Origin of the sequence: Anaerostipes faecalis (assembly GCF_018982945.1) — a bacterium.
In the GTDB taxonomy this organism is placed as follows: domain Bacteria; phylum Bacillota; class Clostridia; order Lachnospirales; family Lachnospiraceae; genus Anaerostipes; species Anaerostipes faecalis.
In genome coordinates this window covers 14,448-40,766 of the sequence record NZ_JABRXE010000007.1, presented here as the reverse complement: position 1 = coordinate 40,766, position 26,319 = coordinate 14,448, and the positions used below count along the sequence as shown (strand labels likewise).

Genomic DNA, 26,319 nt, shown 5'->3' with positions numbered 1-26,319 from the left:
TTTTGTGTCATGATTCAAAAATGTCACCATTTCATGTCACTATTTTATACAGACAAAATTGCTATATCAATTAGTTGTGCAGATGCGAACATATATATATAATTATACATGAAAGGGGTGGAAATAATTGAAAAAAAAATCCGGATTAACCCAGAGACAAAAAATGATCATTGAAATGCTGGCTCAGTTTACAGCAGATAATCCCGTAACAGTTCAAGCTATTTCGGAGAAGTTAAAACTCAGCTCACGTACAATTCTAAGAGAGATGAATCAAATCGATGCATGGTTTGAAGAAAATGATTTTCATCTTGTAAAAAAACCTAGAGTAGGTCTTTATGTAGACGAGGATAAGGAAACGAGACAATTCCTTCAGGAACTTCTTCAGATGGATCAGAATCAGTCTGGTTATACGAAAAGTCAACGCCAGGATAGGATTTTACTGGAAATTTTGTCAGAAAACCAACCATTAAAATATTTTTATTTTACATCCCTTTTTCATATTTCAGATGGAACACTTACTAATGATTTGGATGAGATAGAACAATGGATAAATCATTATAATCTGAGACTGTATAGAAAAGCAGGAATCGGAATCTATTGGGAAGGCAAAGAAGAAGATTTCCGCCAGACGGTTATCATTCTTTTAAGAAAAATGCTGACAAATAAACATTTAAAAAGCTTGCTGGACAATGATGAAATTCCAGAAGAAAAATTATTTCATGGATTAAGTGAACAGATTTTACAGGAAGTACAGCTGATTATCAGAGAGACTCAAAATGTTTTGGATATTCAGTATACTGAACGATCAGAAATTCATTTATCCTTATATTTTATTCTTACGATTTGCCGGATCAGCAGAGGATGGGAAATCAGGGAAGACGGAAAAGATTTATTGTCCATGATGCACCTTCCAGAATGTCAGGTTGCTAATTGGATTGGCAGTAAAATCGGAATGCTGACAGGAAATCAGGTTTCTGATGGAGAAGTTTATAATATTACACTTCAGCTTTTATGTGCAAAAATATGGAAAAATAAGAATGACAGTAAATATGACGAAGAAAACTTTCATGTCAGACAAATTGTAATAAAAATTGTTCTGAACATGGAGAAGTTGCTGGAAACAGATTTTTTAGATAATCCTGTGCTGATTGATGGTTTATGTAACCATATGAGACCGGCATTAAATCGAATAAAGATGAATCTGTTTACAGAAAATGGACATCTTGAAATACTGAAAGAAAAATATAAAGAAATCTATGAAGCAACTATTACAGCTTGTGAATTTCTTAAAAATGAACTGGAAGTTGATCAAATTTCAGAAGGTGAATTAGGATTTATCGCACTATATTTTTCTGTTGCTATGGAAAAGAAGTATGCAGAAGAAGAAAAAGTATCAGTTTGTATAGCATGTCCTCATGGAGTAGGAACATCACATATGCTTTCTGTGCATCTTCAAAAAGAATTTCCTGAAATTATGGTACGACAGATTATTTCAACAGCAGATATTGATCCATTCAAACTTGAAGAGCAGAATATTGACCTTATTATTTCAACAGCAGAGTTAGAGACTTCATTTCCCAATGTATTTGTAAATTCAGTGCTTCCGGAACCAGATAAGCTTCTGATTCGAAAAGCATTAAAGGGAGTGAAGAAATCAAAACCTTTAAAGAAGCAAAAACAGGCAAAAAGCAGACATAAAATAAGAAGAGCTGACATTGATTATATGGTGCTTCTTGGACAGGAAATATTACAGGTATTGGATAATATCAAAATATCTTCAGAAGAATCCGTAAAAAGTAAAGAAAATTTGATTATGTGTGCTGGAAATTTATTTGCAAGGAGTGAGGAACTTGCAGATATGATCAAAAGGGATTTGAAGAAGAGAGAGGATATTTCCACAACCTATATTCCAACTGTAAATATACTGTTTTTGCATTGTGAAACAAAAGGTGTGAAGCACTGTAGATTTGGATATATTTCATTGAAACAGGATTTCAGTGAGGGAGGACAGACAATCTGTGGAGCAATTATTATGTTGATCCCATCTGTAAATAATCATGCAGTATACAGGGAGATTATGAGTGAAATCAGCGGTGCCCTGGCTGAAAAAGATCAGATTATTACATATTTGATGAATAAAAATCGTAATGCTGTTGAGGCACAGCTGGAAATATGCCTTGGAAACTACTATGAAAAGATCATGAGAAAAAAGGGAAAAGAAGGAGGAACACAAACATGAAGAACAAAGTACAAAAGTTTGGTAAATTTTTGAGTGCCATGGTTATGCCAAACATTGGTGCATTTATCGCATGGGGTCTTATCACAGCTTTATTTATTGCTGATGGATGGCTTCCTAATGAAAAACTTGCATCTATTCAGCCTTATATGCTGTATTTCCTTTTACCAGCATTAATTGCTTATACTGGTGGTAAAATGGTAGGTGGAGATCGTGGCGGTGTTATGGGTGCCATTGCCGTTATGGGTTGTATTGCAGGTGTTGGTGGTTTAAAAGGACAGCCGATGCTGATGGGTGCCATGGTTATGGGACCTTTCGCTGGATGGGTGATCAAAAAATTTGATAAATTTATGGAAACTCGTATGCCAGCTGGATTTGAGATGTTAATCAATAACTTCTCTGTTGGTATCCTTGGTATGCTTGTAGCAATTATCGGATATTACTTAATCGGACCATTTATGAGTGCTATTTTAGCAATCTTAACAGCAGGTGTAAATGTATTGATTAAAGCGAAAATGCTTCCATTGGCAGCAATCTTTATCGAACCTGCAAAAGTATTGTTCCTGAACAATGCAATTAACCACGGTATTTTTACACCAATCGCAATCGAACAGGCAGCACAGGCTGGTAAATCTATCATGTACATGTTAGAGCCTAATCCAGGTCCAGGTCTTGGTGTATTAGTTGCATACTGGTTATTCTGTAAAGATAAAACAACAAAAGATTCAGCTCCTGGAGCAATTATCATCCATTTATTTGGTGGTATTCATGAAATTTACTTCCCATATGTATTGATGAATCCACTGGTAATTATTGCACCAATCGCTGGTAATGTTTGTGCAATTGCATGGTTTACAATTACAGGATGTGGTCTTGTAGGACCTGCTTCTCCAGGTTCCATTATCACTTATCTGTCAATGTCACCTAAGAGTCAGATTTTATTTACACTGATTGGTGTTTTAATCGCAGCTGGAGTATCTTTCCTTGTTGCTTCACCAATTATTAAGATGTCAAACGGTAAGAGCTTAGAAGAAGCACAAAATGATATGGCTGCTGCAAAAGCAGAATCAAAAGGAATGACTGTTCCTGCATCAAATGGTGAACCTAAAAAAGCTGGTGAAATCAAGAAGATTATCTTTGCATGTGATGCCGGTATGGGATCATCTGCAATGGGTGCAACAAAATTCCGTAATCGTATCAAAGGACAACGTCCTGATATCACAGTTACAAACACATCTGTAGATAATATCCCTGCTGATTGTGATATTGCAGTTGTACAGGAAATATTAGTTGATCGTGCAGTAAAAGCAGCACCACAGGCTCAGATGGTTACCATCGGAAACTTCCTTGCTGACCCTAAATTAGATCAGTTATATGCTCAGGTAACATCAGTTGAATCAGAGGCTCCAGCAGTAGAAGAAACAGCTTCTGCAGCAGAAGAAACAATAACAGCCAACAGCAAGATTTTAGTAGAAGAAGGTATTAAAACCGGATTAAAAACAGTTCCTATGAATGATGCAATCACAGCTGCTGGTAAGTTGTTAAATGAATTAGGATATGTAGATGAAGAATACATTCCGGCAATGATAAAACGTAACGAAGAAGCTTCTGTATACATGGGAATGGGAATTGCAATTCCTCATGGTACAATAGATGCAAAAAACAAAGTTAAAAAGAGCGGTATCGTTATTCTTCAGTATCCAGATGGCGTTGATTTTGGCGGAGAAAAAGCACAGTTAGTCATCGGTATCGCTGGTGTTGGAGATGAACATTTATCAATCTTAGGAAGAATTACAGAAGTTCTTGATGATGCAGAATGTCTGGAAATGATGAAGACAACAAAGAATGTTGATGAAATCATGGAAATTTTCAAGTAGGAAAAACTTCCGTATTTATTTAAAAGTGCATCACTTTATATAGATGCACTTTTAATATACTCAAAATTGATCAAAATTGAACGGAAATAACCGAAAATGATTGAATTTAAGTTGAAATCAGAATTTTTTTTCAAAAAGGAGGAGCAAAATGAAGAAAGCAATACAGTTCGGAGCAGGAAACATTGGACGTGGATTTATCGGAGGTTTACTTTCCGGAGCCGGATATCATGTGGTATTTGCAGATGTTAATGATATAATCATTGATAAAATCAATGAAGATGGAAAATATACAATATTTGTAAAAGATGTGGAAAGTAAAGAACAGGTAATTACAGATATTAGCGGTGTAAATTCTACAAAACCAGAATTGATTGATGAAATCAAAGAAGCTGAAATCATTACAACAGCTGTAGGATTAAGAATTCTTCCAATTATTGCACCATCTGTTGCAAAAGGAATTATTGCAAGAAAAGAAGCTGGTTCCGAAGCATATTTAAACATTATCGCATGTGAAAATGCAATTAAAGGAAGTTCTCAGTTAAAAGAAGCTGTTTATGAGCATTTAAATGATGATGAAAAATCATATGCAGATAAATATGTGGGATTCCCTGATTGTTCTGTAGACCGTATTGTACCTCCGGTACGCCTGGATAATCCAATCGATGTGGTTGTTGAAAACTACTACGAATGGAATGTAGAAGAGGCTTCTTTCAAAGGAGAAGTTCCAAAAATTGAAGGAATGAATCTTGCTGATAATTTAATGGCATACATCGAAAGAAAATTATTTACATTAAATACAGGTCATTGTATTACAGCATACCTTGGAAATTATAAAGGTTACAAAACAATTGATGAAAGTATTGCAGATGAAGAAATCTACACAATTGTAAAGAAAGCCATGGAACAGAGTGGAATGGCTCTTGTAAACAAATATGGATTTGATAAAGAGGCACATTTCAAATATATTGAAAAGATTATCAGCCGTTTTAAAAATCCATATTTAGTTGATGATACTGCACGTGTAGGAAGAGAACCATTAAGAAAATTAAGTGCAACAGATAGATTGGCAAAACCTACAATGACAGCATTGGAATATAATCTTCCAGTAGATGCATTACTTACAGGAATTGCAGCAGCATTAAAATATAATAATGCCGATGATCCTCAGAGTGTAGAACTTCAGGATAAGATCAAAACTCTTGGAGTAAAAGACGCATTGAAAGAGATTTCAGGAATTAATAATGAAACAGTATTAGAACAGGTAGTAGATATTTATAACACATTATAAATTATAAAATGAATCCAAGAAGGAGCTGGAAATTTCCAGCTCCCTTTCTTTATGTTTAATATAATGAATAAAAGAAAATTATTCCTTTTTAATGAATAATCTTTTATTATTCATTAAAAAGGTGTAAAATATTAAAAGGAGGATAGACATGTTTTTCTTTTTTTATTTTGAGCCATATATTGCAATTATAGGGATAGCAGAAAAAAAAGGCTGTCATAAGGAAATCAGCCAAAGTCTGGAAAGGTATAATAAAAAGTATTCAAAAGATTTTGTAAAACCCATGAAGATGATTCATGAAGATGAATTTCATGGTCTTCTTAATTGTGGAAGTCATTTGATGGAAATATTAATGGGATTGGAAGAAGAAATATATCCATTAAAAATCATTTGGGGAATCGGGATAGGAAAATCATCGCATACTTTGTCTCAAACGGCTTTATGGGAAGCTGATAATAAAGCTTTCAAAAATGCATGGACAGCAATTGAATACTTAAAAGAAAAAAATATGAAAAGTGCAACTGCAAGAAGTAATTACCATATTATCTGTGATGGAGATAATGAAGCAGTAACCAGTGTACTGAATATGTCTTTTATGCTGCTGACTTCCATGAAACAAAGGTGGAGTAGAAGACAACATGAGATTATAAAAGATTATATGGAATTTCATGACGGACAGACAGCCTGTGCAAAAAGACTTGGAATTACGCAATCAAGTGTACAAAAAGGACTTGCCAACGCAGATTTTTATACTTATGATGAAGTTATCAAACACTTTTCAGAAGCATTTGAGCAGATTCATTAGAAATGAGGAACGATATGAAATATAGAGTACCAGATTATTATAAAGATTTTTCGTGTATTGGATCAAAATGTAAAAATAATTGTTGTATAGGATGGGAAATTGACATCGATGATAAAACACTGAAAGATTACTATCAGGTAGAAGGAGAATTTGGCAAAAGACTATGTGATAATATCATTCATGAAGATTCAGCATACTTTAAAATGGATAAAAAAGGGCGCTGCGCTTTCCTTAATAAAAATAATTTGTGTGATATTTTTACTAAACTGGGAGAAAATCATCTGTGTCAGATATGTACAGATCATCCAAGATTTTATAATGAATTTGCAGATATAAAGGAAATAGGCATTGGATTGTCTTGTGAAGTAGCTGCAGATCTTATATTAAATCAAAAAGAACCTGTTTCTTTTTTAGAAACTGGAAATAATTTGGGAAATCTTGAAGAAATGTTTATTTTTTATGTCAGGAATAAAATATTTGAGATTCTGCAAAATAGGAAACTAGATATGAGCCAAAGAATTAACCTTATGCTGGAATTTACACAAAAAATGCAAAATTATGTAAATCAGGGAAAACATTCTTTAGATCTGATTGAAATAAATATACAGGACAACACACAAAAGCATTGGAAGAAAGCTTCGTCTGCAGAGTCCTGGGAACAATGGAAAACAATCTTATTAAATCTGGAAATCCTGGATGATACATGGAAGAAGCTTTTAATGAATACTGATTCACAAAAGAATATACAAATCAATGACATCTTTTATGAACAGCTTCTTGTTTATTTTATTTATCGACATTTTATGCATGCTATAAATGATAAAAACATGATTGATAAAGTAAAATTTGCAGTTATTAGTTGTCATATAATTGCTCGTATTATTCAGGAAAATGATTTAAATAATATGGGGTTAATAAAAGAAGATATCCCACGGCTTTATTCCAAAGAAGTCGAATATTCAGATGAAAATCAGGAAATTATATTTGACGAAATATTATTTGAATCTTTTTAAGAACTTAACATAAATATAAAAAAACTGGTAATAATATGAAGATTTTTTCACTGGCTTATTTACAATTAGTACATATAACTTTATAATGATAGTGCATAAGTGTAAAAATTGAAAATGAGAGAGAAGATTATTAATGAAACTAAGAAAAAGAAAACCTGTAGGTAAAAAGACAGTTAGATACATAGAACAATTATATGTTTCATATTCAAAGAGATTATTTTACGTTGCAAAACAATATGTGAAGAATGCGGATTTGGCAGAGGATATTGTGCAGACAGTATTTGAAAAGGCATTGTTATATCCCAATAGTATTTTAAATGTTCCAGAGAATGAAGTACAATACTTTCTAAAAGCAATGGTCAAAAATACTGCATACTCTCTTATCGAATCAGAAAAGAAAAATGCACATGAGAGTCTGGTTTATGATGACGGTGATGAAGGTGATTATGTGGAAGATCCAGTCAATGGTTATCTTCAGATGATTGATCTGCATCTGTTGAAAGAAAAATTTGCAAAATTGCCTGAACATCATAGGGACATATTAATCTTTCGATACGTATACGGATTTAAGTGCAAAGAAATTGCAGATTTATTTCAAATGTCAGAACGTACTGTAAAGAGCAGGTGTCATGATGCCAGAAAGAATTTAAAAAAGCTTCTGATTGAAGATGGAGAATATATAGAATAAACAAAAGGCCAATGGTTTAATGATACCATTGACCTTTATTTTTGTTACATAGGAAATTTCTTTGAATTTTCTATGTAATAAAAAACACTCCGCTTTTTTTACTTACTGTTTTGTAACCAATCTGATTAAATCTGAACCTGTTTTCTCATAATCTGTTGGGAAAAATACTTTCACCGTTTCTTTTCCGGTTTTGATTTTTTGAAGTTTCAGATGAAAGATTTTACTGTGCATATTAGATGAAATCTCTGCATTATGAAATCCTGTTATAATATTTGATACTAACTGTTTCTTTGCATCTGAGAGTTTTTCAATATGCTGTGGCTTTAATTGGTTGATAGTTTCTATTTTAGCTTCTTTGAAGATTTTAAGGTAATCAATATAGTGGCTTGATACTCTTACAGTTGCTTCTTTTTTTCCCTCTTTCAGAATAGAGATCTTATAATCCAACTGACTGAATTTATCCTTAATAGCATCCAGAATATCATTAGCCTGATCTTTAGTAATGGCAACACCTGCTGCAGAGAATTCTTTTTGAAAAGTTGAAATCATTGCAGACTGATATTCCTCTACAGTAGCCTTTGATTCTTTTGCATCAATTCCAAGATCAGTCATAGCATTACAGTCCTGATAAATCATCATCTGATAAAATGCATCCATAGTCTTATCAGGATCTTTGATGTTTCTGGCCCCACATCCGTTAAGAGAAAATAAAAGCAGAGAGCTTAAAATAACACATGCTAAAGCTTTTTTTAAAATCATACTTTTCATTTTGCTTTTTCCTTTCTTTTATTCCTTTGTAATTATAAAATTTTTGAGGTATAATGTCAACTTGAGTCGATTATAATCATCGGTTTGTCAATCTAAAATTTCTATGATAAACTATTGAAAATTACTTTTTTAGTAGTGAGGAGGAGAGTTATCTAAAATGGTAAAGAATACATACGATGCCAACAGTATTTCTGTTCTGGAAGGATTGGAAGCTGTAAGGAAGCGTCCCGGTATGTATATAGGGAGTGTTTCTACAAAAGGTCTGAATCATTTAATATATGAAATAGTTGATAATGCAGTTGATGAATTTCTTGCAGGATATTGTGATGATATTACCGTGTCACTGGAAGATGATGGCACAGCTGTAATATCAGATAATGGACGTGGAATTCCTGTTGGAATAAATGAGAAAACCGGAATGCCTGCAGTAGAGATGGTATTTACTATGCTTCATGCCGGCGGAAAGTTTGGTGATGGCGGATATAAGATTTCCGGAGGGCTCCATGGAGTGGGAGCATCTGTTGTAAATGCTCTGTCTACATGGCTTACAGTTACCATAAAACAAGATGGAAAAGTGTTTCAGCAAAAATATGCACAAGGTAAAATAATAAGTCCGCTTAAAGTCATAGGATCATGCCGGAAATCAGATACAGGAACTAAAGTACAATTTCTGCCGGATCCGGAAATTTTTGATAAAACCTACTTTAAAGCTGCAATGGTACGAAATCGTCTTCATGAGACAGCATACTTGAATCCAATGCTAACAATTCATTATATTAATCGAAGAAAAGGTGAAGAAACTACTGTTGATTATCATGAACCAGAAGGAATCTGTGCTTATGTAAAGAAAATGAATGAAGGAAAGAATGTCCTTCATAAACCTATTTATTTTAAGAGAACAGTTGATGGAATCGAGGCAGAAATAGCTTTTCAATATACAGAAGAATTTGGAGAAAATATTTTAGGATTTTGTAATAATATTTACACCATTGAAGGTGGTACTCATATAACAGGTTTTAAAGCTAAGTTTACAGCTGTAATGAATCAATATGCAAGAGAAATCGGAATACTGAAGGACAAGGATGCCAATTTTACGGGAACAGACGTTAGAAATGGAATGACAGCTATTATATCTGTAAAACATCCAGACCCAAGATTTGAAGGTCAGACAAAGACCAAACTTGATAATCCTGATGCAGGAAAAGCTGTAGGGGAAATAACCGGAGAAGAAGCTGTCCTGTTTTTTGATAAAAATCTGGATACCTTAAAAAAAGTACTTGCATGTGCAGAAAAATCTGCCAAAATCCGTAAAGCAGAAGAAAAAGCCAAAACAAATATGCTTGTAAAACAGAAACTATCTATCGATAGTAACGGAAAGCTTTCCAATTGTGAAAGCCGTAAACCACAGGAATGTGAGATTTTTATTGTGGAAGGAGATTCCGCAGGCGGATCAGCCAAAACAGCCAGAAATAGGAAAACTCAAGCCATTCTTCCAATCAGAGGTAAGATATTAAATGTTGAAAAAGCAACTATGGATAAAGTACTGGCAAATGCAGAAATTAAAACAATGATCAATTCATTTGGGTGTGGATTTTCAGAAGGTTATGGGAACGATTTTGATATCAGTAAATTACGTTATCATAAGATTATTATCATGACGGATGCTGATGTAGATGGTGCGCATATTGCAACCCTCCTATTAACATTCTTTTATCGATTTATGCCAGAACTGATTTCTCATGGACATATTTATCTGGCAACACCTCCTCTTTATAAAGCAATCCCTAAAAAAGGACAGGAAATGTATTTGTATGATGATGCAGCACTGGCAAAATATCGTGCCAGACAGAAAGGGTCCTTTACATTACAGAGATATAAGGGCCTTGGAGAAATGGATGCCCAGCAGCTATGGGAAACAACATTAAATCCTGAAACAAGAACATTAAAACAGATTGAGATAGAAGATGCACGAATGGCATCCGATGTTACTTCCATGCTTATGGGAAGTGATGTTCCGCCAAGAAGACAGTTTATTTATGAAAATGCAAATGATGCAACTTTAGATATCTAGTCTTTTTGTAATATGATCAGAAAGGAATTGTTATGTCAGAACAGATTATAAAAGCAGAATTTTCTGAAGTGATGCAAAAATCTTATATTGATTATGCCATGAGCGTTATCTGCTCCAGAGCACTTCCAGATGCAAGAGACGGTTTGAAACCCGTACAACGACGTGTATTGTATGCAATGAATGAGCTTGGGCTTCGATACGACAGACCTCATAGAAAATCTGCAAGAATTGTTGGAGATACTATGGGTAAATATCACCCCCATGGAGACAGCTCTATTTATGAATCACTTGTTGTAATGTCCCAGGATTTTAAAAAGGGGCTTCCACTGGTTGATGGTCACGGAAATTTTGGTTCTATAGAGGGTGACGGAGCAGCTGCTATGCGTTATACAGAAGCAAGACTTCAAAAAATTACGCAGGAAGCTTATCTGGCAGATTTAGATAAAAATGTTGTGGATTTTGTCTCTAATTTTGATGAAACAGAAAAAGAACCAGAAGTGCTTCCAGTTAAAATACCGAATCTCCTCATAAATGGAGCTGATGGAATTGCTGTAGGAATGACGACCAGCATTCCACCTCATAATCTTGGAGAAGTGGTAGATGCTGTAAAAGCTTATATGAAAAAAGAAAGTATTACCAATGAAGAACTTATGGAATATCTTCCCGGTCCGGATTTTCCAACAGGAGGTCTTGTAGTAAATAAAAAAGAATTACTTGATATTTATTCCTCAGGTACTGGTAAACTGAAATTAAGAGGAAAAATTGTTTTTGAACCTGGGAAAAAAAGAGGAGAAAAAGATAAACTGGTTATCACTGAGATACCATATACTATGATTGGAAATAATATTTCAAAATTTTTGTCAGATGTAGTAGGTCTGATTGAAACAAAGAAGACCACAGATATTATTGATATTTCCAATGAATCATCAAAGGATGGTATTCGGATTGTTCTGGAACTAAAAAAAGGTACAGATATTGAACGCCTGAAAAATCTCCTGTATAAAAAAACAAAGCTGGAAGACACATTTGGAGTTAATATGCTGGCAATCGTAGATGGTAAACCTGAAACTTTAAGCCTTAGAGATATTATTGTTCATCATACAGAATTTCATTATGAGGTTAATAGAAGAAAATATCTTACATTACTGAACAAATTATATGAGCAACGTGAAATTAAAGAAGGTTTAATCAAAGCATGTGATATGATTGATCTTATTATTGAGATTATCCGCGGAAGCCAGAATCAGAAAGAAGTAAAGGCATGTCTGACAAAAGGAGACACTGGAAACATCCGATTTAAATCTTCAGATTCTATGATAGAAGCTACAAAACTTAAATTTACAGATAAACAGGCAACAGCAATCCTTGACTTGAAATTATATCGATTGATTGGTCTGGAAATTCTTGCTCTCCAGGAAGAATATAAAGAAATTCTTGCTAAAATAGAAGAATATGAGGATATTCTTGAGAATCCAGCTTCCATGAAGAAGGTAATCAGAAAAGAGCTTGATGCAATAAAAAAAGAATTTTCCCGTCCAAGAAAGACCCTTATTGAAAATGGAAAAGAAGCTGTGTATGTGGAAGCACCATTAAAAGAGGAGCAGATTTACTTTGTAATGGATCGGTTTGGGTATTCCAAGACTTTTGATAAAGCGACTTATGAAAGAAATAAAGAAAATGTGGTGAAAGATTATAAATACATTGTGCCATGTATGAATACAGATAAAATTTGTTTTTTTACAAATCAGGGAACTATGCATCAGATAAAAGCTTTGGATATTCCAGCTGGAAAATATAGAGATAAGGGTACACCTATTGATAATCTTGGAAATTATGACAGTTCGAAAGAATCTATTGTCACCGTAATAGCTGCAGAAAATATTATTCATGAGAAACTGTTGTTTGCAACGGCAAAAAGTATGCTTAAAATTGTAGACGGAAGTGAATTTAAGGTTACAAAAAGAACCGTTACTGCAACAAAATTATCAGAAGATGAACTTATTGCAGTTGTGCCGGTAGCTGCAGCAGATCCTGAAGAAAAAATCGTCCTTCAAACAAAAGAAGGCATTTTTCTGAAATTCTTGCTCAATGAAATTCCTACAAAGAAAAAAGGTGCTTTAGGTGTGCGTGGAATGAAATTGTTACAAGATGATGAAATAACAAATATTTATGTCATGGGAATCGAAAATATTAATTCTATCATATATAAAAAGAAAAAATTAGAGTTTAACAAATTAAAGCTTGCTAAACGAGATACAAAAGGTTCTAAAATCCGACGATAAGAAAGGATGACAAATGTATGAAAGTTGATCTGATTATTCCAACTTATAAACCAGGAGAGAAATTTAAAGAATCTCTTCGAAGATTGTCTGTACAAACTCGTAGACCTGATCGAATTATTATCATTAATACGGAAAAAGAGTATTTCCATGAGCAATGGATTGAGGAATATGATAATGTAGAAGTTCACCATATTGAAAAAAAAGATTTTGATCATGGAAAAACCAGAGATTATGGAGCATCCTTATCCAATGCAGATATTCTTATGTTTATGACAGACGATGCTATTCCAAAAGATAAACACGTGGTAGAAAACCTGGTAAAAGCTTTTGAAAACTCTCAGGTTGGCGCAGCATATGGGCGACAACTTGCAGATGCCAGAAAAAACTATATTGAGTACTATACCAGAATTTTCAATTATCCATCTGAAAGCAGATTAAAGACTATAGATGATTTAGATACTTTGGGAATTAAAACATTTTTTTGCTCTAATGTATGTAGTGCCTATAGAAAAAGTGATTATGATGCTATGGGTGGTTTTATTCACAAAACAATATTCAATGAAGATATGATCATGGCATCTAAAATGATCGAAGCTGGAAAAGCAATTGCCTATGTCGCTGATGCAGCAGTTTGGCATTGGCATGACTACAAAGCAATGGAACAGCTGCATAGAAATTTTGATCTGGCAGTATCTCAGGTGGATTATGGAGGACTGTTTTTAAAAGTCAAATCCGAATCTGAAGGTATTAAAATGGTAATTTCAACGTTAAAACATTTGTTGTCAAAAGGTAAAGCATATCTCATTCCAAAATATATTATCCATACAGGATGTAAGTATATAGGATTCAAGCTTGGAAGAAATTATCATGAACTTCCGCAATGGCTGATATTAAAATTAACAATGAATCCTACCTATTGGGAATCATAAGGACACACGTTCTTCATGAAAACTTAATAAAATCATCTATTGATTTCCCGGTTTATATGGTATAATAATTAACTATTAGTAGATAGTTTTAGGAGGACACAAATGAGGATCAAACAATTTAAGATAATTTTAAGTATATTTCTAATTATTGGAATCGCTGCCGGAGGCATTTTGGGATACTATGATGCTCGTCTGGAAGCATCTGTAAACCAGGAAAAGAAACTGACTGTTGAAAATGAAGGTGATCTGCTTTCAGATGCAGATGTTATCAATGTTTTACTTGTTGGTTCAGACCATGGAGCAATCAAAGGTGATCATGGACGTTCTGATAGTATTATGATTGGAACAGCAAATCTAAAAACAAAAGAATTAAAATTAACATCTCTGATGCGTGATATGTATGTAGAAATCCCAGGACATGGTCATGATAAACTGAATGCAGCCTACGCATATGGAGGAGTAAATCTTTTATATCAGACTATTGCAAAGAATTTTGGAATAAAGATTGATCATTATTGTGTTGTTGACTTTTCAACATTTGAAAAAGTTATCAATAAAGTTGGTGGTGTGGAAATTACATTAGAGGAAAAAGAGGCTGAATATCTTAACTCAACCAACTATATTTCCAAGAAAAAATATCGCAATGTTAAAGCCGGAAAACAGACCCTCAATGGAAATCAGGCTCTGGGATATGCCCGTATACGTTACGTTGTTTCTAAAAAATATGGTGATGGAGACTTTGGACGTACGGGAAGACAGAGAGCTGTTTTGCAGGCAGCACTTAATAAGGTACTGGAGCAAAATCCTGTTACGATAGCTAATATTGCTTTAGATGCACTGAACGATGTCTCCACAGACATGTCAGCAAAATATTTAAAAAGTCTGGTGCTTAAGGTAGCCCAAATGGGAACCACAGAGATTGATCAGCTAAGAGTTCCACTGGAAAGCACTTATAAAATGGGACGTGCACAGAATAATATGTTTGTTTTCTTCATTAATTTTGATGCCAATAAAGCTGCATTAGAATATTTCCTGTTTAACAAAGGAACAGAAGAAGACTGGGCAAAAGAATATGGAGGAGTTTCAGGAGTTGAAACCTTTGGATATTCAGGTTATTCTTCTTCATCAGGAGGTTCCTCTAACAGTGATTCAACATCATATAATACTTCCCAGACAAGAAGTACCAGCAGTACACAGAGTACTCGAAGTGAATCCACAAGCACCTCAAAATCAACCACAACCTCAAGACCGAAAGCTACAACAGCTGCTCCAACCACGGAAGCACCTACAACAGCTGCCCCAGCTACAGAAGCACCTGCAACAGAAGCTGAATAAGGAAAAGGAAGTATAAAATATGTTTTCAAAGAAATTTACTATTATATTTAGTATTTTCCTGGTAATTGCATTGACATTGGGTGGTGGACTTGGCTATTACGATGCAAAACTTGAGGCAGCGATTGAACCTGGAAAAAAATTGGATACTTCAGAAAATAAGGAAAACCTGAATTTTGATAAAGACGTTGTTAATATTCTTCTGATTGGTTCTGATCATGGTGCACAAGGTGCTGAAGAGGGTGACCATGGACGTTCTGATAGTATGATGGTTGCTACAGTGAATTTTAAAACCAAGGAATTGAAAATCACCTCTTTTTTAAGAGATATGTATGTTGAGATTCCAGATCATGGGAAAAATAAACTAAATGCAGCGTATGCTTTTGGTGGAGAACAGTTGCTTTATGATACTCTTGCCCAAAACTTTAATATAAAAATTGATAAATTCTGTGTAGTAGATTTATCAGCTTTCGAAAAGGTTATCAACCGATTAGGCGGCATTGAAATGACACTAGAGGAAAAAGAGGCAGAATATCTAAATTCAACCAATTATATTTCCAAGAAAAAATATCGTAATGTTAAAGCCGGAAAACAGACTCTCAATGGAAACCAGGCTCTGGGATATGCCCGTGTGCGCTATGTCACTTCTGAAAAATACGGGGTAGGAGAATTTGGACGTACCGGAAGACAAAGAGCTGTCATGCAGGCAACTTTTAATAAAATGCTTCAGCAGAATCCTCTGAATGTTTTAGATATTGCAATAGATGCATTAGGTGATGTTTCCACAGATATAGATGCCACTTATCTAAAAAAACTTATCTATAATGTTGCAAAAATGGGAACAACAGAGATAGATCAGCTGAGAATTCCTATTGAGAATACATATAAACCTGGCAATGCACAAAGTGGAATGTTTGTGTTTTTTGTAAACTTTAAAGCAAATCAGGAAGCTTTGAAATATTTTATGTTTAACCAGGGAAAACAGCAGGACTTTGCTAAAAATTATGGTGGAACAGATGCTATTGAGACTTTTGGATATGATTCTCATTATGACAGTAACCGTGCGGAAGAAGATGCAGGAAGCATTTTTGAAGAATCTAGTACCACTGAAAAACAAAAATAGTATAATAAAGTGAATGAAAATACACAAAAAAATATTAAAATGAATTTTTTATGTAGAATCTTGTAGCGCAGGATTATTTCTTGACACATATAGGTAGAATTGGTAGAATAAAAAAAGTTATAGATACCCTGTATACATGCAATACAGAGGTATACAGAAAGGAATGTGCAGTATGAAACAGATAGTTCTTTCTATATTAGTAGAGAACACTCCCGGTGTATTAAGCCGTGTTTCCGGTTTATTTACACGAAGAGGTTATAACATCGACAGTATTACAGCATGTACAACGCAGGATGAGAAGTTTACCAGAATGACTATTGCTGTCAGTGGAGATGATATGATTTTGATGCAGATCAAAAATCAGATTTCAAAACTGGAAGATGTAGTGAAGATTTATGAATTAAAAAGTAATGAATCTGTTTGCAGAGAACTAATCTTAGCAAAAGTCAGAGCTTCAAAAGCTGAAAAACAGGAAATCATTACAATTGCTGATATTTTCAGAGCAAAAGTTGTTGATGTTGCCAAAGACAGCTTAATAATTGAATTAACAGGTAATGTTAACAAAATTGAAGCATTTATTAATCTGATTGAAGATTTTGAGATTATTGAAATTGTTCGAACAGGTATGACTGGTTTAACAAGAGGTGAAGATAATCCTGCAACAATGTAATGATTAATTATGACAGTACAGGGATAATTTGCCCTTACTATAAAGCCAAAAAATGGAGGTAGCAAAAAAATGGCAAAGATTTATTATCAAGAAGACTGTAACTTATCACTTTTAGATGGAAAAACCATCGCTATCATCGGTTATGGAAGTCAGGGACACGCACATGCCCTTAACTTAAAAGAATCTGGATGTAACGTAATCATTGGTCTGTATGAAGGAAGCAGATCCTGGGAAAAAGCTGAAAAACAGGGATTTGAAGTTTATACTTCTGCAGAGGCTGCTAAAAAAGCTGATATTATCATGATCCTGATTAATGATGAAAAACAGGCAAAATTATACAAAGAATCCATCGAACCAAATCTGGAAGCTGGAAACATGTTAATGTTTGCTCACGGTTTCAACATTCACTTTGGATGTATCACACCTCCAAAAGATGTTGACGTAACTATGATCGCTCCTAAAGGACCTGGACATACTGTAAGAAGTGAATACCAGGTTGGTAAAGGTGTTCCTTGTTTAGTAGCTGTTGAACAGGATGCTACAGGTAAAGCTCTGGATCTGGCACTTGCTTATGCACTTGGAATCGGTGGAGCAAGAGCTGGTGTTCTTGAAACAACTTTCAGAACAGAAACAGAAACAGACCTTTTCGGAGAACAGGCAGTACTTTGTGGTGGAGTTTGTGCATTAATGCAGGCAGGTTTCGAAACATTAGTAGAAGCTGGATATGATCCAAGAAATGCATACTTTGAATGTATCCATGAAATGAAACTGATCGTTGATCTGATCTACCAGTCAGGATTTGCAGGAATGAGATACTCTATTTCCAACACAGCAGAATATGGTGACTACATTACAGGATCAAAGATCATTACAGAAGATACTAAGAAAGCAATGAAACAGATTCTTACTGATATTCAGGATGGAACATTTGCAAAAGACTTCTTATTAGATATGTCAGATGCCGGATCACAGGTACACTTTAAAGCTATGAGAAAATTAGCTGCAGAACATCCATCAGAAGTAGTTGGAGAAGAAGTACGTAAATTATACAGCTGGAGTAATGAAGATAAATTAATCAACAACTAATTTTGGTATACGATACATAAAAGCCCGAATTTTAATTCGGGCTTTTATAATATATATTTATTATTTACATCATTAATCAATTTCTTTATGTGATTGAACTCCTTTCTTCTATATGATACGATAAATAGGAAACGAAGGAGGAAAGAAGATTGAAATTACAGCAAGTTTTAAGCCGTGTCAGAAAAGCAGTTGATGATTATGGAATGATTCAGGAAGGAGATAAAATCGCTGTCGGGATTTCTGGTGGAAAGGACAGTTTAACTTTGTTATATGCATTAGCACATTTAAGAATATTTTATCCAAATAAGTTCGATATTCATGCAATTACCGTAGATCTTGGATTTGGAAATTTTGATTTGGATAAAATCAAAGATTTGTGCAGAAAATTAAATGTAGAATATACTGTAGTTTCTACAGAAATAGCAGATATTGTATTTAAACGTAGAAAAGAAACGAATCCTTGTTCTCTTTGTGCAAAAATGCGTAAAGGCGCATTAAATGAAAAGATTAAAGAATTAGGATGCAATAAGGTTGCTTATGGGCACCATAAAAATGATATGGTAGAGACTGTTTTAATGTCCATGATTTTCGAAAGCAGAATTCATTGTTTTTCTCCCGTGACCTATCTGGATCGTATGGACTTAACGGTTATACGTCCATTAATGTATATGGACGAGGAAGATATTATTGGATTTCAGCATAAAATGGAACTGCCGGTTGCAAAAAGTCCTTGTCCAATGGATGGATATACCAAGAGAGAATATGCAAAAGATCTTGTTAAGCAGCTTGATAGAGATCATCCTGGTGCAAAAGCTCATATGTTTAAAGCCATTATTGATGGAAATTTACAAGGATGGCCTGAAAAAAATCCCCCAAGAATTCGAACAAAAAGCAAAAGAGAGGAATAATAGATTATATGAAACTAGTAATACAAAGAGTAACTGAAGCTTCTGTTACAGTAGATAAAAAAGTTATCGGTCAAATCGAAAAGGGGTTTCTGGTTTTTATAGGAATAGGACAGAATGATACGAAGGATACTGCTGATAAATATATTAAAAAAATGCTGGGGCTTCGCATTTTTGAGGATGAAAATGGGAAAACAAATCTTTCTCTTAAAGATGTAGATGGACAGCTTTTGCTGGTTTCTCAGTTTACACTATATGCCAACTGTAAGAAAGGTAATCGTCCAAGTTTTATTGAAGCAGGAGATCCTGAACATGCAGAAGATTTATATGAATATATGATTGCTGAATGCAAACAGAAACTTTCTGTTGTAGAAACAGGAAGTTTTGGTGCAGATATGAAAGTTTCCCTGGTAAACGATGGTCCTTTCACTATTCTTCTGGAGAATCTGTAATAGAGGCTGAATATTTTAAATACCAGGACACCAAAAAATAATCTTTTATTCCTTGTATCTCATTTCATTACGTTGTATAGTAAAAGAAATAACATAAAAAAATGGAGGTAAGGCCATGGATATGGAAAAAGTTTATTTGACGATGAAAAGATCAGGCGCAGGAAATATTGCTTTAGGAGTACTGTCAATTACTTTTGGGATCGTTTCAGGAATCATTTTAATTGTAACCGGAGCTAATTTATTAAGAAAGAAGAATCGAATTAGTTTCTAAACATCATCAGTAAATGTATTTAAAAAGAATTAAAGTAAGAAACATTTTCCAATACTGGGATAAGTAAAGGAAAATGTTTCTTTTGTTAATCTATAGAGACTTTTTAGGAAGATAAAAGAGGAGAAGTATGTGGCAATGGAACAAAAGCCAATTTTAGAATTTATATGGAATCTAATCAGCAGGAATACAAAAGAAATCAGCAAAGTAGATTATTTTCCTCAAAAACCTGTATATCCGCAATTTTCACAAAATGAAGCTTTTCCAAGGGCAACTCCTTATTCACAAGGAATTTCACCAAAAAGCATAATAGATTTATTGGATCAGTTATCAGAGAGCAGTCATACACATATGCATCAGCTAATGATCATAAAAAACGGAAAGATTATCACAGAATGTGGTTTTGCACCATATACAAGAAACCTATGGCATGCTTCCTATTCGTTATGCAAAAGTATTACAGGAATCGCTATAGGTATGCTGATAGATGAAGGAAAGCTTCATGTTGATGACAGACTGGTGGATATCTTTAAACGTCAGAAGAATTTTATGACAATTTTTCGTCAAAGAGACATTACCGTAAAACATCTTCTTACCATGACCAGTGGAGTGTCTTTTAATGAAGCTGGAGCAGTAACAGGAAATGATTGGGTTAAAGGATTCTTAGAATCATCTGTAAAGTTCACACCCGGAAGTCAATTTGAATACAACAGTATGAATAGCTATATGCTATCAGCCATTGTATCAGAAATTACAGGGGAAACCATGATGGAATATCTAAGAAAAAGATTGTGGGCACCATTGGGAATAACCAATGTCTTTTGGGAAACATGTCCCAAAGGAATTACAAAAGGCGGATGGGGATTATTTATATGTCCGGAAGATGCTGGAAAAATAGGACAGCTTTTTCTGCAAAAAGGAAAGTGGGATAATACTCAGATTATTTCTAAGGAATGGATAGAAGAAGCCACAAGTCCTAAAACCCAGGTTCCTTCTGAAATGGGTTTTGGTGGTTATGGTTATCAGATATGGATGGGAAAACGATCAGGCAGCTATGTTTTTAATGGTATGCTTGGTCAAAATGTTCTCATATATCCTGATATTCAAATGATAATTGTAACCAACGCAGGAAACAGTGTATTGTTTCAAAAATGCGAAATGTTAGACATTATCCATAATATATTTGCAAAAGATGAAATAACAAAGAATCATAGTATGATGTATTATAAATATACTTATCATAAACTTCAGAAAAAAATAGAAAAACTGGAGGAGAGAGAGCAGAAGCCTAAAATCTATAAAGATGGATGGTCTTGTTGGAAAAAATGGAATAATAAGAAAAAAAATACAGAAGCTCTCATACGAAAACTATATGGAAGATCTTATAAATTAAATGATACCAGCGTAAGTTTGTTTCCTTTAATGCTTCAGGTAGTTCATAATAATTTTGAAGAAGGAATTTCCATGATTCATTTTATGAAAACAGAAGACAAATTTTGTATACAGTTAAAAGATGGAGAATTTACTCACACAATTTATGCTGGAATTCTATGCTGGAAAGAAACAGAATTGAACCTTAAAGGCGAAATTTATCGTGTAGCTGCTATGGTACAGGCAACGAAAGACGAAGACGATCGGACAGTATTAAAGTTGAACATTGCATTTTTGGAAGAGGCTTCCAACAGGATCATAAAGTTTTTCTGGAATGATTCAGATATGAAGCAGCTGGAAATCCAATGGATGGAATCTCCTGGAGCTGAATTGATTTTAGAGGGTCTGGAATCTGTTGCCGGATCCATTACTGAACATCCGATTTTATCAGGCATTCATGGAAAAAATCTGGCATCTATATTTACAAAAATTATTAAACAAACAATTGAACCAGTAACCACCGGAATGCCTGTAGAAGAAACAGAATAGATATTTATAAAAAGAAAGATGGGAGCAAACTTTATTATAAAAATATAATATAAGGTTTGTTCCCATACAAGATAAAATACAGTGTAAGAAGAGATCTATAAATAGATAAATCAATCTATACGCAAAATACCGATTTAAATTATAGATTGAGGAAAATTACATATTTACTATAACTTTCCATAAGATTCAATTACACTTTCCAGGTTTCCACCTTGTTCTATATGTTCTAACATCACTTTTGCCGGATTTGTATGATTTTGAATTTTTTCATATAGTGGATTCAGAAATACTTCTTCATGAAATCCTCGCTGTTTCAATCCTTTTTTGGATAAATCTACAATTTTTTCTGCCAAAGTATATAATTGATCTTGGCATACAAAATCAGGAAGTTCCCGTTTAACTAACATTTTCCGCAGTTCTGTTGCTGTATAACCTTTGTAATAAAGAACATGATCGTTTTGTAAAATTGAATTCAGCTCTTCTACATGGTTTTTAAGCCCCAGATGAAACGCTGATACTGTCATGCAATCCTGAATTGGCTGACAACATACACTTCTAAATTCCACAGTTCCCCGAAAAGTTAAATCTTCAAATTTAAAGGTTCTTAAATAGTTGATATCTTCTATCCTAGGTATAATCTGAATTTCTCGATACTGATTTCCATCAAAATATTCGCCTGTCACCTCTGATTGTTTAAAATATTCCATAATGCGAATCGGTGAAAAATTAATATATTTTCCATCTCTTTCCAAACAATAAATACTCGTTGATTCAATATAAGCCAATAAATCATCTATGGATTCCAGACTGCAGTCATACATTCCAATATTATGCGGATTTATGCCATGTGTACTTTGTTCCCAAAACATATCCCGGCAGCAAAGTAAATCACTAAATGGTGAATCTAGCAAAACGGAGTTGGAAAAAAGTAAAGCTTTTATTGGCTCTAATTTTGAAAAGGCTTCTAAAGTTTCCAATAGTTTATCGTAAGAAATATCCAATTGTACTTGAGATGCACTTGAAAATGTTCCAAATTCCGGATAATCATGAAAATACATTGGAAGCTGATATTTTTTATAAGAACCAAGATGATGAAATAACATACGATAACGACCATTTGGAATTGGTACGTTATGGTTATAGATGCGATAAGGATTTACACCCATTCCAGTTAATCTATGCTGGTTCTGGTTAAATTTTTTTTGAAGGAACCGATAATATTTCTGTATAGTTTAGGATCGGCACAAATGAATTCCAGTATCCAATTTCACTGCATCGAAACGATGCATACTCCCCTTTAAGATCTTTTCCTATACTCTCATCATTTATGAGGGATCCATCAGCTACAGGACTGGCAGATGTTAAATATACTAATAACCATGCATATTGAGTTATTTTTTTTGCAAGATTAAGGTATAATTGGTTTTTGTATTCAAAAAAAGATTCATAAGCACTTGATTTAAATTGGGATTCTAGAAAAGTCGATTCAAAAGAAAAATTAAAATGAATGCCAGAAAACAGCATTTTTCTTTTCCCATATTTTTTTGCAAGATATTTACGATATTCTTCTTTTGTCTTCCAATGATTACTATAGGTTGCAATATGAATATCATCTTCATTTCTAATATAAGGTGGATTTGAAAATGGCCATAAAAATTCAGGCCCTGTATTTAAATTAGCTAATTCCTTTAATATAAATTGCTGGATACTTAAAAGCTGCTGGTAAACTTCTGGTATACTGTAGAAAACATCAGTTATAATCTCTATTTGATTTTCACAAAAATTCCGTTCGATGTTTGGATGATTAGGAAAAGGATGTTTTGTCTTTGGGAGAAATCCATAAGCATCTACTCGAAGGGACTCCTTTTCCAATCCCAATTCTCCTTTAAAGAAATTTTCATCCATTTTTATCTCCTCCCTTTTTTGTAAATTCCATATATTTCCCACATGTAAAATATGATATATGATATTATATTTCTACGGATAGTTTATGTCAATAATGAAAAAAATCCAAAGATTATACTTTTTTCTTAGAATTTGGTATAAAAAAAAGATATAACCAGGATTTTATATTACAAAAAACCTGGTTATATTCATATATGATAAATTTCCTGATAAACGAAAATTTTATAAAATTATATTACCAATCTGATAGATTAAAAATGTTAAAATCCATGCAGTTGCTAACTGGAAGCACGCTGCAAATACCATCCATCTGGTACTTCCTGCCTCTTTTCTTATTGTTGCAAGTGTTGCTGCACATGGTATGTATAAAAGACAAAATACCATCAGACAAAATGCATTTAATGATTCAAATCCCAGATTTCCCAGAACGTCTGCGAACTGTAGCATACCTTCTCCTGAATTAATATTTGGAATTCCAAATAATACAGCGCAACTTGATACAACTACTTCTTTTGCAGATATTCCGGCAATCAATGCTACTGCAATCTGCCATATACCTAACCCGATTGGTGCGAAAAATGGGACAAGAATTTTTCCGATGGAGGCACCGAAACTTGTTGCCATATTCGTAGTGTAGCCATTTGCACCGAAGTTTAATATAAACCACATAATAATGGAAGCGATAAAAATGGTAGTTCCGGCTTTTGTTAAATAATCTTTAACTTTTTCCCATACATAGATTGCAATGGTTCTTGCACTTGGTGCTTTATATTCAGGCAATTCAATCAGTAAATAATTTGGACTGCTTTTTCGATCAATCAAGTGTATAATTGCAGCAATAATAATTGCCACCACTAATCCAATTAAATACATAGAATATGATACAATCATCGCATGCTCCGGGAAAAATACTCCTGCAAATAAAATATAGATTGGAAGTCTTGCACTACAGCTCATAAATGGAGTGATAAGCATGACTTTATATCGATCTCTTGGATTTTCCAAAGCTCTTGATGCCATAATTGCAGGAACAGTACATCCAAATCCTAAAATCATAGGAATAAATGCCCTTCCGGATAAACCTAATTTCCCCATAATTCCATCCATTACATAAGCAACTCTTGACATATATCCGCTGTCTTCAAGAAATGCAAGGGCAAGGAATAAAATAAAAATATTAGGGAGAAACGTCAATATCCCTCCTACTCCGGAAATAATCCCATCTACAATCAATGATTGAAGCATGGCACTGACTTTTATTGATGTTAACGCCTGAGAAACGGTTGCTGAAAAATATTCCAGACCAGCTTCAAAATATCCTTTTAACCAGTCACCAATGGTAAAGGTTAAAAAGAATACCAATGCCATAATACCAAGGAAAATTGGAATACTCCAGATACGATGAGTAAGTAATCGGTCTACTTTGTCTGTAAATGCTTCCTGACGATTTTTATTAAATAATACTTCATCTATTATTTCCTGAATAAAGTCATATTTTTCATTAATAATTTCTGACTCATAATTCTTATCTAAAACGTCTGGCATATCAACTGGATATTTTTCCATAACTTCTTTATCCATTTCCAGTTGTTTGATTGACAGCCAGCGATAATTATCCAGTCCAGGATAATGTTCTTCCATGTAATTCATGATCAGATCGATTTTATCTTCAATTTTATCTGAATAAACCATGGCATACTCAGAATGATGATCATGGGCATGATGTGAAACTGTTTTATGATCATGAACCAGATTGTCAGTTGCTTTCCCTCTTCCCTGATGATGTGCCGCGGCATGAAGTAATGTATCCAGTCCTGTACGTTTTCTGGCAGAAACCGGGATAACCGGAATACCAAGCATTTCCGGTAAACGATGTGTATCAATCTCCATACCTCTTTTTTGTACAATATCCATCATATTCAGTGCAAGCACAACCGGTTTTCCAAGTTCAAGTAACTGTAATGTAAGATAGAGATTTCGCTCCAAAGATGAAGCATCTGCCACATCTACGATTACATCTACTTCATCACTTAAAATAAACTGTCTGGAAACCTGTTCTTCCATTGTATAGGAAGTAAGACTATATGTACCCGGAAGATCCACAAGCCGAATACTTAAGTCATGATCACGAATAGCTCCCTCCATTCGCTCAACAGTAACTCCCGGCCAGTTTGCGACTTTTAAATTAGCACCTGTATAAGCATTAAATAACGTTGTTTTCCCGCAATTGGGATTTCCAATAAATCCGATGGTTAAATCCTGTTTCATTGTTCACTCCTTACCTGGATGTTCCTTGTAATATTCCGTCCTAAAGCAAAACGTGTTCCACGGACTTTAACAATTAAGACTCCATGACTTTTGCTGTTTAAAATAGAGATACATGTTCCATGAGTCATACCAAGAGCTTCAAGGCGTTTTTCTATATTCATAGGCAGATCCATATGTTCAATTATGTACTGACCTCCGATTTTTCCATGACTCAATTCAAGCTGATCATTCAATTATTTGTCCTCCTATCCGATTAGTTCTATCTAACCGTATCCTATTATAGCAGAATATGACAGGTTTTTGATAATTTTTTTCAAAAAAACATAAAATTCTATTGACATCCGTTCAGCGCGTTTTTATTTTATGGAATAACTTTTACGCTTTAGCGTAACAAAATCGTTTCTAATGAAAAAAATCGCAGGATAATCTTCCCTGC

22 protein-coding genes are annotated in these 26,319 nt (G+C 34.0%); 17 read left to right on the top strand and 5 right to left on the bottom strand.

Features of this window, described 5'->3' with window-relative positions; translation table 11 throughout:
• Window positions 1-127 precede the first annotated feature (127 nt).
• The 6 genes from KTB61_RS08675 (at window position 128) to KTB61_RS08650 (ending at window position 7,904) form a co-directional block, all read left to right on the top strand.
• The gene (locus KTB61_RS08675) at window positions 128-2,239 is read left to right on the top strand and encodes a BglG family transcription antiterminator (RefSeq protein WP_216697296.1); all 2,112 of its coding nucleotides are present in this window, start codon (window positions 128-130) and stop codon (window positions 2,237-2,239) included.
• On the top strand, window positions 2,236-4,113 hold the full coding sequence (locus KTB61_RS08670; protein ID WP_216697295.1) for a PTS mannitol transporter subunit IICBA: 1,878 nt from the start codon (window positions 2,236-2,238) through the stop codon (window positions 4,111-4,113). The genes KTB61_RS08675 and KTB61_RS08670 overlap by 4 nt, the downstream gene beginning before the upstream one ends.
• A gap of 148 nt (window positions 4,114-4,261) precedes the next feature.
• Window positions 4,262-5,401 carry a mannitol-1-phosphate 5-dehydrogenase gene (locus tag KTB61_RS08665; protein WP_216697294.1) on the top strand — a complete coding sequence of 380 codons (1,140 nt, stop codon included), beginning with the start codon at window positions 4,262-4,264 and terminating at the stop codon, window positions 5,399-5,401.
• A 148-nt stretch (window positions 5,402-5,549) separates the two neighbouring features.
• A complete protein-coding gene (locus tag KTB61_RS08660; RefSeq protein ID WP_216697293.1) occupies window positions 5,550-6,203 on the top strand; it encodes a SatD family protein in 654 nt (217 codons plus the stop codon).
• A gap of 14 nt (window positions 6,204-6,217) precedes the next feature.
• Window positions 6,218-7,216 carry a flagellin lysine-N-methylase gene (gene fliB / locus KTB61_RS08655; protein ID WP_216697292.1) on the top strand — a complete coding sequence of 333 codons (999 nt, stop codon included), beginning with the start codon at window positions 6,218-6,220 and terminating at the stop codon, window positions 7,214-7,216.
• 133 nt (window positions 7,217-7,349) lie between these two features.
• Complete coding sequence (locus tag KTB61_RS08650) at window positions 7,350-7,904, top strand: RNA polymerase sigma factor (protein WP_075758643.1); 555 nt, start codon at window positions 7,350-7,352, stop codon at window positions 7,902-7,904.
• Between the two features lie 102 nt (window positions 7,905-8,006).
• Here the strand turns inward: KTB61_RS08650 and KTB61_RS08645 are convergent, their stop codons facing one another.
• Window positions 8,007-8,663: a hypothetical protein gene (locus tag KTB61_RS08645; protein WP_230973690.1), complete on the bottom strand. Its 657-nt coding sequence runs from the start codon at window positions 8,661-8,663 to the stop codon at window positions 8,007-8,009.
• A gap of 166 nt (window positions 8,664-8,829) precedes the next feature.
• On the opposite strand from KTB61_RS08645, the gene KTB61_RS08640 reads away from it, so the two are divergent.
• The 11 genes from KTB61_RS08640 to KTB61_RS08590 all read left to right on the top strand — a co-directional run bounded on the left by KTB61_RS08640 (window position 8,830) and on the right by KTB61_RS08590 (window position 21,710).
• Window positions 8,830-10,743, top strand: a complete 1,914-nt coding sequence (locus KTB61_RS08640) for a DNA gyrase/topoisomerase IV subunit B (protein ID WP_216697291.1) — start codon at window positions 8,830-8,832, stop codon at window positions 10,741-10,743.
• A gap of 32 nt (window positions 10,744-10,775) precedes the next feature.
• Complete coding sequence (locus KTB61_RS08635; RefSeq protein ID WP_216697290.1) at window positions 10,776-13,025, top strand: DNA gyrase/topoisomerase IV subunit A; 2,250 nt, start codon at window positions 10,776-10,778, stop codon at window positions 13,023-13,025.
• A gap of 17 nt (window positions 13,026-13,042) precedes the next feature.
• Window positions 13,043-13,954, top strand: coding sequence for a glycosyltransferase (locus tag KTB61_RS08630; protein ID WP_216697289.1), 912 nt, complete (start codon window positions 13,043-13,045; stop codon window positions 13,952-13,954).
• A gap of 102 nt (window positions 13,955-14,056) precedes the next feature.
• Entirely contained in the window at window positions 14,057-15,289 is a 1,233-nt protein-coding gene (locus KTB61_RS08625; protein WP_075758638.1) for an LCP family protein, read from the top strand.
• Between the two features lie 19 nt (window positions 15,290-15,308).
• The gene (locus KTB61_RS08620; RefSeq protein ID WP_075758637.1) at window positions 15,309-16,409 is read left to right on the top strand and encodes an LCP family protein; all 1,101 of its coding nucleotides are present in this window, start codon (window positions 15,309-15,311) and stop codon (window positions 16,407-16,409) included.
• 172 nt (window positions 16,410-16,581) lie between these two features.
• Entirely contained in the window at window positions 16,582-17,079 is a 498-nt protein-coding gene (ilvN, locus tag KTB61_RS08615) for an acetolactate synthase small subunit (RefSeq protein WP_075758636.1), read from the top strand.
• Between the two features lie 69 nt (window positions 17,080-17,148).
• Window positions 17,149-18,165, top strand: coding sequence for a ketol-acid reductoisomerase (ilvC, locus tag KTB61_RS08610; protein WP_216697288.1), 1,017 nt, complete (start codon window positions 17,149-17,151; stop codon window positions 18,163-18,165).
• A 149-nt stretch (window positions 18,166-18,314) separates the two neighbouring features.
• A complete protein-coding gene (locus KTB61_RS08605; RefSeq protein ID WP_216697287.1) occupies window positions 18,315-19,073 on the top strand; it encodes a tRNA lysidine(34) synthetase in 759 nt (252 codons plus the stop codon).
• An 8-nt stretch (window positions 19,074-19,081) separates the two neighbouring features.
• Window positions 19,082-19,522 carry a D-aminoacyl-tRNA deacylase gene (gene dtd / locus KTB61_RS08600; RefSeq protein ID WP_075758633.1) on the top strand — a complete coding sequence of 147 codons (441 nt, stop codon included), beginning with the start codon at window positions 19,082-19,084 and terminating at the stop codon, window positions 19,520-19,522.
• A gap of 115 nt (window positions 19,523-19,637) precedes the next feature.
• Window positions 19,638-19,793, top strand: coding sequence for a hypothetical protein (locus KTB61_RS08595; protein WP_192846090.1), 156 nt, complete (start codon window positions 19,638-19,640; stop codon window positions 19,791-19,793).
• Between the two features lie 135 nt (window positions 19,794-19,928).
• Window positions 19,929-21,710, top strand: a complete 1,782-nt coding sequence (locus tag KTB61_RS08590) for a serine hydrolase domain-containing protein (protein WP_230973705.1) — start codon at window positions 19,929-19,931, stop codon at window positions 21,708-21,710.
• A gap of 167 nt (window positions 21,711-21,877) precedes the next feature.
• On the opposite strand, the gene KTB61_RS08585 is transcribed toward KTB61_RS08590, so the two are convergent.
• From KTB61_RS08585 to KTB61_RS08570, 4 genes are all read right to left on the bottom strand, one after another.
• Window positions 21,878-22,876: a glutamate--cysteine ligase family protein gene (locus KTB61_RS08585; RefSeq protein ID WP_216697285.1), complete on the bottom strand. Its 999-nt coding sequence runs from the start codon at window positions 22,874-22,876 to the stop codon at window positions 21,878-21,880.
• Between the two features lie 25 nt (window positions 22,877-22,901).
• Entirely contained in the window at window positions 22,902-23,615 is a 714-nt protein-coding gene (locus tag KTB61_RS08580) for a hypothetical protein (protein WP_216697284.1), read from the bottom strand.
• A 222-nt stretch (window positions 23,616-23,837) separates the two neighbouring features.
• A complete protein-coding gene (gene feoB, locus KTB61_RS08575; protein ID WP_075758628.1) occupies window positions 23,838-25,883 on the bottom strand; it encodes a ferrous iron transport protein B in 2,046 nt (681 codons plus the stop codon).
• On the bottom strand, window positions 25,880-26,116 hold the full coding sequence (locus tag KTB61_RS08570; protein WP_269145778.1) for a FeoA family protein: 237 nt from the start codon (window positions 26,114-26,116) through the stop codon (window positions 25,880-25,882). Before KTB61_RS08570 ends, feoB begins: the two co-directional genes overlap by 4 nt.
• Window positions 26,117-26,319 lie beyond the last annotated feature (203 nt).